Genomic DNA, 10,920 nt, shown 5'->3' on the forward strand with positions numbered 1-10,920 from the left:
AATGTTTAAGAACTTATTATGTATAATAATATTTCTAGGTATAAATCTAAATGTTTATGCTATAAATTCTAGCTCTTATACGACAGATGATATAATAAAAATAGTAATTATTCTTGGAATAGTTATTTTAATTTTTAGTCCTGCAAAATTCCGTATAATCGTTATCGGTACTATGTTAGGCTTGTCTTGTGCCTATTTCACGTATAAATACATCGTACCTATCTTTATTTCTTTACTAAATGGACCATAAAGATAAATATTGCTATTAGTGACGCCCCACATCTCAGCTATTTTCTCTTCTAATAGTATCAATTTAATATTCTACAATTAATCTAAAGCTCTAACTCCCCCGTGATAGCCATCTAATTCAAAAGAATTGGGATGTATATTTTTACATACATCTAAACCTATTATATTAATCATATTAGTATTATTATCAATACCATTTATAAGTAGTACGAATATCTTCCAAGTATTTAGATGATTCAGGCGAATCATTACCTCCAATTATTCGTACTTTTATTAAATCTTGTTCTATCAATTCATTCTGATTAAAGTCAGTAATTAATTGCTCTAACTGTTGTGAATTAATATTTCTAGCTAATGCTATTTAATTTTACGGAAAAGAAACTACAGGCAATCTCTTCATTTAAATCTTTAGTATAAATTACTAAATCATTATTTATATCAAAAATTTTATATTCTTGTGAGTTAATTTCAATTTGCATAGTTTATTTACTTTGTTGATTATTTTTGTGTAAAGCAATATTTTTATTGGGAAGAGTATAGCTAGGTGCAGCTATTTTTGTCTTAGTACTTATATTTTTTCAATATCTTATCACTTGTTAAGTTTAATTTTGGTTCATTTTTTGTTTTATTACTACTAAAAATATTTATGAACAAATCTTTTATTTTTTGTACACTTTTTTGTATCCAGGATTTTTTAATATTACTATCTTGTTGGTAGGTAGAATGAGTAAGTGCTAATGTTTTATTAATTTCTGAACGTACACTTTCCAACGGATTTAAATTGTTAGATAATAAATAATCAGTTTTAGCTATTAAATTATTTACAATTTTTGTTTGTTCTTGATCCTTTAGATTCAATTCGTGAACTCGATTACTAATATTTTTAGTTACTACATTTTTTACTAATTTTGGATTAGTTTTTTGAATTTCATCTGCTACTTTAGTAAGTGGTCTTGATATTTGATGAGATTGCCATGTGTCAATAGAATTAGGATTTTGATTAGATCCTAATAAATATTGCTGAATAATATGTTTTTGTTGGATTTCATTTAAAGAGCGATTAGGTATATTTTTATTTTTAGTGAAATCAAAAGCTTTATAAAGTACAGGAGTATTACTTCCTATACTTAAATGTACTTGTCTAGCAGCGGTTGTTTTATCCTCTCTATCCGGAACAGTTACCTGTTATTGGATCAAATATAATTCCTAATGGGGCTCCCTTGTCTTCTATATCTGCAGATTTTATATTTACGTTAAAGTGGTTAGTTAATTCTTGTGTTACTTTACGAATATTACCATCTGATACCGCAATTGATACTGCAGATCTATCACGTCCTCCTACTAAATAAGCTTCTAATTGAGTATTAGGAGGAAAGTTGCTTATTACATCATGTGTTAAAGAACCAGCATTAGTAAACCTGTCAACATGGGCTAATGCAGTTTTTTTAGTTAATGGATCATGTAAAATTACAGCAACGCATTATTGAATGTTATCAGTGTCTATCTTTTCTTTATCAGAAAAACCAACTTTATGCTGTTCCACACGAACAGCTTCATAATCAACTATACCTTGCTGTAATGAGTAAGCATATGCATACTGCGCTATTGAATTTTCTTTACGGTTTTGAGTTTTATAAGCAGCTCCTAAAGCTAATCTTGCCATTAATTCTTTAGCTTGGCTAATGTTCCTTGTGGTTGATGTGCAGTGACTAATTCTTTGTATGAATTTTCGACATTATAATATTGCTTTGCTTCAAAAGAATTCTCTATGCTATCTTGAAATTGTTGAATAGCATTATCAAACAGTCCCAGCTGTTGATAGCTACGTCCTATCATAGTATTAATATAGGAAAGTAGGAAAGAAAATTACTGTCAGTTTGACCTATAGCAATTTGTTCAGCTTGTTGTAGTTGTTTAAGAGCAACAAGATGATTATCTTTGCTATATAATTTTAATCCTTCATTATACAAAAAGCTGCTTGATTATGATCAATTTGCTCCTTTGTACTTAATGGTTTTGGAGTAAGATTACTAATATATTCAGGAAAACTTGAAGGCAACTCGCCTAATTTTTTAATTAGTCCGGTGATATTACCTTGAACTGGCTTCCCACTAATAAGCATAGATTTATAATAGTTTAATTAATTTATATTTTTATATAAAACTCTGTTATTTAATAAAAATCAAGCATTAGCTAATACTTAGCTACAAAATAATTACTCTTGACACTAGGGGAGTATTGCTTTATATTCTTTAATCTATTGTATATACTGGATGAATTTCAAAATTGGCTACGTCGTTCTACAAGATCTGCAGTGCTCAGGTATTAAGGTATACGCTCCGCTCCTCGGCGTGTGAACTCTTAGCTCTTTTTGAAGTTGATCTTCGTATATGACTCTTCATTTACTTGAAGTATATTTTATAAGTTTTAAGGTATTTAGCTTATGTCTCGTAAGTGCGAACTCACAGGTGTGGGTGTTTTATACGGCAACAATGTATCACATTCTCAGCGTAAAACTAGAAGACGTTTTGAACCTAACCTAAGATCGGTTAAGTTTACAAGTGATATAACAGCCGGGGAATATAGATTATCGGTTAATGCTAGATGTATTAGTTCAGTGGAAAAAGCCGGGGGTTTTGATGCATATATTCTAAAAGCCGATGATAATGTTTTATCAAGTAACGCTAGAGCTATTAAGAAAAAAATAATTCAGACTAAAACAGCAAAATCATTATGAAAAGCGGTATACATCCAGAATATAAAAAGTTTTTGATTAAAGTAGGAAGTGATGTTTTTGAAACAATGTCTACTCATCCTACAGGTGAAATTTTAATGGATGTTGATTTTAGAAAGCATCCGGCATGGAATAAAGATTCCGGAAATGTAGTAAATCAATCGAACAAAAGTGTTAGTGATTTCAATAAAAGATTCTCAGGTCTTTCTTTCGGTAGTAAGAAAGAAGCTAGCTAGGCTTTGTTTGTGGATAACAAATCGTCATTGCGAGGAAATTGCATAGCAATTGACGAAGCAATCCAGTAAACAATTTTGATTTATAGAATTTTTTTATTATTTTTTCTGGGTTGCCGTGCAGTCTACGACTATTCGGTATTTACGCAAGAATGACACTAACAACAAAATATAACACAGATAAATCGTCAATTCTCAATTATTGCGGGGTGGAGCAGCTCGGTAGCTCGTCAGGCTCATAACCTGAAGGTCGTTGGTTCAAATCCAGCCCCCGCTACCATATTTTTTAATGTCATGCTAGCTCACTTATAGCGTTATTGAAGCCTGCTGATGCCATTCCTAACTCAGTGTTGTTGTATGGTTTGGTTTTCCTGTCATTGCGATAAGGCATTCATGCAGGCAATGCCTTACATTCAATACGAAAGCAAATTATGACTACTCAGAAAATAGTACCTACAAAATCAACTGATGGCAGTAAGCTTTTTCGTCATCAAGCTAAATTTGTAGCCGGTGCTATGAATATAAATCAAATCCCCAATTTTTCATTACCGGAAATTGCTTTTGTCGGTAAATCAAATGTCGGCAAATCAAGCCTAATAAACACGATATGTAATAATAAAAATCTTGCTAAAGTTTCTAATACTCCAGGGCGTACTAGGCAAATCAATTTCTTTAACCTTGCAGATAAACTTATTATAGTTGATCTTCCCGGTTATGGTTTTGCTAATGTTCCTATATCAGTCAAAGAGCAGTGGGGAGTGTTAATTAGTTATTATTTACGAAATAGTTATAATTTAAGGTTAGTTAACTTATTGATTGATTCAAGAAGGGGTATAAAAGAAAATGATAAGAAAGTAGCTGATCTATTACTTGCAAATAAAAAAGAATTTCAAATTATTTTCACAAAATCCGATAAAGTTACGGATCATAAAAACCTTCACGATGAAGCACAGAATTTTCTTGCAACTTTAAACTACTCATGTAATGTTATGTATGTAAGCAATAGGAGTAAAGAAGGTGCAAGAGAACTTAAAGCTAGTTTGGCAAAATGCATCAAACCTCAAAAATAAAGAGGTAGATAGTATTTCTTCATTAAATAACATTGCTATAATTAAGAATATAATAAAGTGTAGTAGTGAGTTGAAGAATCAAGCAATAGTTCTAAAATTACCTGCTACTATTATTATTGACGATAAATTATTTACGGCTTTTATTGAATCTGTTAGATTGCTTGAGATGTGCGGTGCTAAAATATATATAGTACATGATCATATTGATTTACGAAGTTCGTCTTTAATATCACAAATGGATGAAAATTTTAGTCAAAAAATTAGTAAAATAAGCGACTATAGTTCTCTAAATAATCCTATTATTATGGAAATTTTATCCAGTTACGTTAACAAGCTTATAGTAACAAAGTTAAGTAGTATAGGTTGTTATGCAGTTGGTATTTCAGGTAAGGATGCTAATTTACTGCAAGCAAAAAAATCAAAACTATCTTACCGAAAAATTGTCAATCATGATGTTATAAATATTGGTTTTTTAAGCGAGCCTATTATGATTAATCCAGAAATTTTATTAAATTTTGCAGATAATAATATTATACCCGTGATAGCACCATTTGCGAGCGACGATCAGGAGAAAACGCATTTATTAAATGTTAACTTAACGTTAGCAACAATTGCTTCTGCATTAAGTGCAGAACATTTAATATTGCCATATGAGATATTACAGGTATCCGAGACGTTTCGGTATAATATAAAAATACGAGATATTAACTTGTTGAAATCAATGTTAGATGATAGTAATAATTTCATCGAAGAAGCATTAATTAAGATAGCAGTTAATGCCCTTGAAAATAATAATGGTTACGTACATTTTGTGAATAGTGAAGCACCGCATTCAATATTGTCAACTATGTTTGATATTAATATAAATTAATAGAGGTTTTTTATGGCAGGAGCATTAGCATCCGATCTTTTATTTGTAGGGTTAACTAGACCGCCGATGATATTTGGAGTAAGTATTAAGTTTGCTGCATTAAATATGATAATGACGATGATAGTATTTATTTGGAATAACGGCATTATGATTTTATTCATTGCAGCTGCTTTGCATTTGGTAGCTTATATTATATGTTTTAAAGAACCGAGATTCATAGAGCTATATTTAAATAAAATGTCAAGAACTAGCCAATGTCCTAATAAATTTTACTACGGAGCAAATTCATATAATATTTGAGTTTTATGTCATTCCCGCGTAGGCGGGAATCCAGTAACATTTAATGTCATACCGCGCCTTGAGATCGCGGTATCTTAGGACACAGTCTGTGATACAAGATCCCGTGGTCGTAGCCACGGGATGACAACAAAAAATCTGGATTCCTGCCTACGCGGGAATGACATAAAAAGAGGTATAACTGACAAAATAAATCAAAATAGTTAAATCAGGTGAGGTAATGAAATTATTTAGAACTAGAGCCGCTAAAGAATTAAGGTCTAAACAAGAAAGACCCACTTCGCATTTTATTCCTTATAAATGTCATTGGGATAGTAATACTATTTTAACAAAAGATAATTCTTTATTACAAGTTATTAAAATAAATGGATTTTCTTTTGAAACTGCTGATGATGAAGATCTAGACATTAAAAAGAATATCAGAAATGCCTTACTTAAAAATATGGCTTCGGGAAATATCGTTATGTATTTCCATACTATTAGAAGACGTAAAGCAGTAATATTTGACGATACGGAATTTACTTATGATCCTACTGTAAAAGTCCCTAGTGATTTTATTACTTATTTAGGTGCAGAATGGCGTAAGAAACATGCTGGGGCTAGGTCGTTTTTTAATGAATTATATGTTAGTATTTTATATAAGCCTGATACTGGCGGTGTTGCTATAGTTGAGTATTTTCTAAAGAAGCTGAGACAAAAATCTAATAAAACCGCTTGGGAAAACGACATGAAAGAGATGAAAGAAAATCTTCAAGAAATGTCAACTAGAGTGATTAATACATTCAGAAGTTACGGAGCAAGATTGCTTGGAGTTCGTCAAACGCAGTCAGGTAGTTATTGTGAAATTTTAGAATTCCTTTCATCTTTAATCAATTGCGGCGATTCACCGGGTCCTATAGCATTACCGCGTGGTACTATTGACGAATATTTACCTACTCATCGCTTATTTTTTGATTCTCGTACTATTGAAGCAAGAAGTCCGCTTGGCAAGAAATATGCTGGAATGATCAGTATACTTGAATACGGTCCTAATACTTCGGCAGGAATTTTTGACGGATTCCTGCAAATGCCTTTTGAATTTGTTATGACGCAAAGCTTTGTCTTTGTTAATAGAACAGTAGCGATCGGTAAAATGCAATTACAGCAAAATAGAATGATACAATCCGGTGATAAAGCTACTTCACAAATTGTTGAAATTAATACGGCCCTTGATATGGCCACTAGCGGTGATATCGCTTTCGGTGAGCATCATTTATCGCTTTTATGTTCCGCAAATAATATTAAAGCTTTGGAAGATATATTGTCAATGGCAGCAGTTGAGCTTTCTAATTCAGGAATTCAGCCGGTTAGAGAAAAAGTTAACATGGAACCTAGCTATTGGGGACAGTTGCCGGGAAATATGGATTATATAGTGCGTAAATCCACTATAAATACTCTTAATATGGCTAGTTTTGCCTCACAACATAATTATCCGCTCGGTAAAATTAGAGATAACCATTGGGGAGAATATGTCACAGTACTTGATACTACTTCAGGTACACCGTTTTATTTTAATTTCCATGTAAGGGATGTTGGACATACTCTCATTATCGGTCCAACTGGTGCCGGTAAAACAGTTCTTATGAATTTCTTATGTGCTGAAGCACAAAAATTCAAACCTCGTATGTTCTTTTTTGATAAAGATCGAGGAGCAGAAATATTTATACGTGCTTTAAACGGAGTTTATACAGTAATTGATCCGGGTTTAAAATGCAACTTTAACCCTTTACAGCTTGAAGATACTAGTGAGAATAGAACGTTTATTTTAGAGTGGCTTCGCGTGCTTGTAACTTCTAACGGTGAAAGTTTAACTGCACAAGATAATAAAATCTTATCTCAAGCGGTAAGCGGTAATTTTAGATTAGCAAAACAAGATAGAAGGCTTAGTAATGTTATAGCATTTCTTGGTATTGATACACCAAATAGTTTGGCAAGTAGGATTGCAATGTGGGTTGGTAAAGGTTCACACGCTAAGATATTTGACAATGAAATAGATGATATTGATTTACAAAAAGCAAGAGTATTCGGTTTTGATATGACTGAATTACTTAAAGATCCTGTAAGCCTTGCACCGGTATTACTATATATTTTCCATCGTATTAATATCTCTTTAGATGGGCAGAAAACTATGATAGTACTTGATGAAGCATGGGCTTTAATCGATAATCCGGTATTTGCACCTAAGATCAAAGATTGGTTAAAAGTGTTGAGAAAATTAAATACTTTTGTTATATTTGCTACGCAGAGTGTTGAAGATGCTGCAAAAAGTAGAATTAGTGATACGTTGATTCAACAAACAGCTACGCAGATTTTTTTACCTAATTTGAAAGCTACGGATATTTATCGTAGTGCATTTATGTTAAGTCAGCGAGAATATATTTTAATTAAAACTACCGACCCTACTACACGTTATTTTTTAATAAAACAAGGAATAGATGCTGTAGTGGCAAAAGTTAGCTTAGATGATATGGATAACATAATCAGTGTTTTATCCGGTAGAGTTGAGACTGTAATATTGCTCGATCAAATTAGAGAGAAACACGGCAATGATCCGGATAAATGGTTACCTATATTTTATGCAGCAGTTAAAACATTATAAATGCCTGTCTGTCATCCCACGGCTTGACCGCGGGATCTTGTCTCACAGACTGTATTCTGAGATCCCGTGGACAAGCCACGGGATGACATTTTTACAATGCGAGGCAAGTAACTAGTTATGAAATTATTTCCTCGTAGTATACTTATAACATTAGTATTAAGCTTTGCCCTAAATTTAGGGATAGTTACTAAAACTCATGCTAAAGATACTCTTGATAGCATTGTAGATATTTTGAGTGGCTTAACTTGCGAAACCCAAGGCGTAGGCGATTTGCTGCGTACTGAATTTTCTCATACATGTATTGTTGCTCCGTTCTTTACTTTTGCGGTAATGAATCTTGTCTCTCCCGTTTTATACATGAATACGTTTTTAAAGCTTAAAATAAACGACAGTGATTTATTTAACGATAGTAACTTTGGGAATTTTCCCGGAGGTCAATGTACTCGTGAAAACAGAATTGATCCTAAAAATCCAGAATTACGCTTTGCTTTATGTAATAATGCTAAATTAATTGTATCTCGGGCAACATCTGTTGCAGAATCGGCACTTGCTATTGCTAAAGCCGTCTTAACAGGGAGCGACCCTTGGGATGATATAAAGACAGCGTGGGCAAATAAAAAAAAGGAATATCATGTTCCATATACTGGTAAGCCCGGTGATGATGGTTTTGCATTTGATTTAGGATTTCCTGTAATATATTGGAAAGTTATTCAAGATAAAGATAGAATATGCGTATCGACAAAAGGATTTACAGGAGACGTTCCCGTCGGCTGTAAATATATGAAAGAGCCGTTTCCAAAATCCATGTATAATAGCTTTATGGATGTAGCAGATAAGGATTTTATTGAGGATCCAAATAAAACTCCTACCGATCCTTTAGCTTTAGTTTCCTGTAGTGCAGCGGGTGATGGATGTTATCAAAAAGCTTATAATGCTTCAAAAACTGCAGTAGTCATGACTTCTCCTCTTATAGAATGTATGAGGCAAATGATTTCTAGATTACTAATTAGTAAAGATGTTTGTAGTTTTGATAATGTAAGCCAAGTGGTTAATTTGGTTTCAAGGCAAGATAGTGCATTCTTTCAGTTTCAAGTAGGAATGTATAAAATAGTTACGGCTTTTCTAACTTTATATGTTATGTTTTTTGGCTTTAAACTATTACTTGCAGGTGAAGTGCCGCCAAAAAGTGAGTATATAAATTTTATATTGAAAATGATATTCGTAACTTATTTTTCAATAGGAATTAATATAACCCCTGGTAATGGTTCTCCGTATGACCGGTTAGACGGCATGATTCAGTGGGCGTTTCCTTTCTTACTTGACGGTATAAACGGTTTAGCAAGTTGGGTTATGAATGCTGCTCCGTCCGGTTTATGTAAATTTAACAATCTTTCTTATGACGGTACCGTTTCTTATATTGCATTATGGGATGCATTAGATTGTAGGGTAGCTCATTATTTAGGGCTTGATATATTATCTACGTTACTTGTCGAAAATGCTTATCGCAGTCATGATTTTTTAAATTTTGATTTCTTTAGTTTTAGTGCTCCACCATATATTTATTTGTTAATTCCGGCGATAATCTCCGGTAATATGATGTTGGTGTCACTCGCTCTTTCTTATCCGTTACTTGTGATTTCGGTTGCTGCCTTTATGGTTAATGCAACGATTATGTGTATGATATCTATAGTAATACTTGGTATTTTGGCTCCTCTTTTTGTACCTATGTTTTTATTCGCATATACAAGAAATTATTTTGAGAGCTGGGTTAAACTAATGATCTCGTTCTTGCTGCAACCTATGGTGGTAGTTACTTTTATGATCACGATGTTTTCGGTATATGATTATGGTTTCTACGGTAAATGTCAATATAAGAGCAAGTTAATTCACAATAGTATAGAAGACAAAATTCAAGGTGGCATTACTTCTAAGAGGGATGTTTTAATATTTTACATTAATAATGATTGGGATGATACGTCACAGTATCCTGATAAAGATGCCGTAGAAAGCTGTCAAAATAGTTTAGGTTATATGTTAAATAACCCTATTACCACGGTATTTAACTTTACAAAAGATAGTGTCAGTGAAATTGTCGATAGTAAACCAGGTAATACCCCTACCGATAAATTTCTTGCTAAATTCCAGTTTTTATCAGGAGTAGTTTTAGGGCCCGGAATGTTTTTCATGTCTCCAAAAGTGCTTTTTGAGAAAATTAAAAATATTTTGCTTGCGTTAGTTATGGCATGTTTTACATTGTATTTGATGTATAATTTTAGTAGTCAGCTAGCTGAATTTGCTGCAGATATGACGGAAGGAGTAGCTCTTAATAATGTTGCTATAAAACCGCAAGCAATATTTAAGGCAGCTATGGCAGTACTTGCTACTGCGGGTGCTGCAACTAAGGGGGGCGATCAGATAGTAAGTAGAGGAGGAGTTGGTGATTTAAAAGCTGGTCAAGGTGGAGGAGCAAGTGATTTAGAGGTAGGGAAAGGCGGACTACCAAATGATAATATTGCTACAAGCGGAGGTACGTCGGCACCTGCGGTAAAAACGCCGACAGCTTCGTCTTCTGTAGCAACTTCTAGCCCAAAAACTGTAAGTAGTGAAGCAAGATCAGATGTTGTTACTCCTCCTGCTCCTACAGAAGCTGTTTCACCACCGCCTGCTAGTATTAGAACTTCTATTTCTACACCTGCACCACGTGTTGGAAAAATCATAAGAGATAATAATCAAGAAAGTAAAAAAGAGATTAATAATACTCCGCCTTCACAGGAAACAGTTAATAATGCAGCTCCACAAGAAAAAGTTGACAGCACAAGTAAAGGTAC

Annotated in this window: 11 protein-coding genes, 1 tRNA gene and 2 pseudogenes; 9 read left to right on the top strand and 5 right to left on the bottom strand. The window is 33.1% G+C overall.

The features are described from left to right. The first annotated feature begins 1 nt into the window (after position 1). Complete coding sequence (locus tag WSW_RS0107130) at positions 2-250, top strand: DUF5510 family protein (RefSeq protein ID WP_004996738.1); 249 nt, start codon at positions 2-4, stop codon at positions 248-250. A gap of 77 nt (positions 251-327) precedes the next feature. On the opposite strand, the pseudogene WSW_RS1000000109765 reads toward WSW_RS0107130, so the two are convergent. From WSW_RS1000000109765 to WSW_RS1000000112200, 5 genes and pseudogenes are all read right to left on the bottom strand, one after another. Continuing rightward, positions 328-541 (bottom strand): annotated as a pseudogene (locus tag WSW_RS1000000109765) (hypothetical protein). A 55-nt stretch (positions 542-596) separates the two neighbouring features. Then, entirely contained in the window at positions 597-728 is a 132-nt protein-coding gene (locus WSW_RS1000000113705) for a hypothetical protein (RefSeq protein WP_016917600.1), read from the bottom strand. An 82-nt stretch (positions 729-810) separates the two neighbouring features. Then, positions 811-1,107: a hypothetical protein gene (locus WSW_RS0107145; protein WP_010976811.1), complete on the bottom strand. Its 297-nt coding sequence runs from the start codon at positions 1,105-1,107 to the stop codon at positions 811-813. A 307-nt stretch (positions 1,108-1,414) separates the two neighbouring features. Next, a pseudogene (locus tag WSW_RS1000000113400) lies at positions 1,415-1,912 on the bottom strand (hypothetical protein). Between the two features lie 288 nt (positions 1,913-2,200). Then, the gene (locus WSW_RS1000000112200; RefSeq protein WP_016917603.1) at positions 2,201-2,371 is read right to left on the bottom strand and encodes a hypothetical protein; all 171 of its coding nucleotides are present in this window, start codon (positions 2,369-2,371) and stop codon (positions 2,201-2,203) included. 321 nt (positions 2,372-2,692) lie between these two features. Here WSW_RS1000000112200 and rpmB point away from each other — a divergent pair, with 321 nt between their 5' ends. The 8 genes from rpmB to WSW_RS0107205 all read left to right on the top strand — a co-directional run. Then, positions 2,693-2,986 (top strand): 50S ribosomal protein L28, encoded by a 294-nt coding sequence (gene rpmB / locus WSW_RS0107170; protein ID WP_004996729.1) that lies wholly within the window; start codon positions 2,693-2,695, stop codon positions 2,984-2,986. Further along, complete coding sequence (rpmE, locus tag WSW_RS0107175) at positions 2,983-3,219, top strand: 50S ribosomal protein L31 (RefSeq protein WP_004996719.1); 237 nt, start codon at positions 2,983-2,985, stop codon at positions 3,217-3,219. Before rpmB ends, rpmE begins: the two co-directional genes overlap by 4 nt. 200 nt (positions 3,220-3,419) lie before the next feature. Further along, a tRNA-Met gene (locus WSW_RS0107180) sits at positions 3,420-3,496 on the top strand. Between the two features lie 151 nt (positions 3,497-3,647). Beyond that, on the top strand, positions 3,648-4,286 hold the full coding sequence (gene yihA, locus WSW_RS0107185; protein WP_016917604.1) for a ribosome biogenesis GTP-binding protein YihA/YsxC: 639 nt from the start codon (positions 3,648-3,650) through the stop codon (positions 4,284-4,286). Then, the gene (locus tag WSW_RS0107190) at positions 4,234-5,157 is read left to right on the top strand and encodes an amino acid kinase family protein (protein ID WP_016917605.1); all 924 of its coding nucleotides are present in this window, start codon (positions 4,234-4,236) and stop codon (positions 5,155-5,157) included. The genes yihA and WSW_RS0107190 overlap by 53 nt, the downstream gene beginning before the upstream one ends. 12 nt (positions 5,158-5,169) lie before the next feature. After that, complete coding sequence (locus WSW_RS0107195) at positions 5,170-5,457, top strand: type IV secretion system protein VirB3 (RefSeq protein ID WP_010976817.1); 288 nt, start codon at positions 5,170-5,172, stop codon at positions 5,455-5,457. Positions 5,458-5,674: 217 nt separating this feature from the next. Further along, positions 5,675-8,092, top strand: a complete 2,418-nt coding sequence (locus WSW_RS0107200) for a VirB4 family type IV secretion/conjugal transfer ATPase (protein WP_016917606.1) — start codon at positions 5,675-5,677, stop codon at positions 8,090-8,092. 117 nt (positions 8,093-8,209) lie between these two features. Next, positions 8,210-10,920: TrbL/VirB6 family protein (locus WSW_RS0107205; protein ID WP_016917607.1), on the top strand; the 2,711-nt coding region annotated here is incomplete at its 3' end.

This window comes from Rickettsia honei RB, assembly GCF_000263055.1.
Taxonomy (GTDB): domain Bacteria; phylum Pseudomonadota; class Alphaproteobacteria; order Rickettsiales; family Rickettsiaceae; genus Rickettsia; species Rickettsia rickettsii.

Coding starts and splice junctions, on each gene's coding strand:
- rpmE (WP_004996719.1), top strand. CDS start 2,983: ATGAAAAGCGGTATACATCCAGAATATAAAAAGTTTTTGATTAAAGTA.
- WSW_RS1000000112200 (WP_016917603.1), bottom strand. CDS start 2,371: ATGCTTATTAGTGGGAAGCCAGTTCAAGGTAATATCACCGGACTAATT.
- rpmB (WP_004996729.1), top strand. CDS start 2,693: ATGTCTCGTAAGTGCGAACTCACAGGTGTGGGTGTTTTATACGGCAAC.
- WSW_RS0107130 (WP_004996738.1), top strand. CDS start 2: ATGTTTAAGAACTTATTATGTATAATAATATTTCTAGGTATAAATCTA.
- WSW_RS1000000113705 (WP_016917600.1), bottom strand. CDS start 728: ATGCAAATTGAAATTAACTCACAAGAATATAAAATTTTTGATATAAAT.
- yihA (WP_016917604.1), top strand. CDS start 3,648: ATGACTACTCAGAAAATAGTACCTACAAAATCAACTGATGGCAGTAAG.
- WSW_RS0107195 (WP_010976817.1), top strand. CDS start 5,170: ATGGCAGGAGCATTAGCATCCGATCTTTTATTTGTAGGGTTAACTAGA.
- WSW_RS0107200 (WP_016917606.1), top strand. CDS start 5,675: ATGAAATTATTTAGAACTAGAGCCGCTAAAGAATTAAGGTCTAAACAA.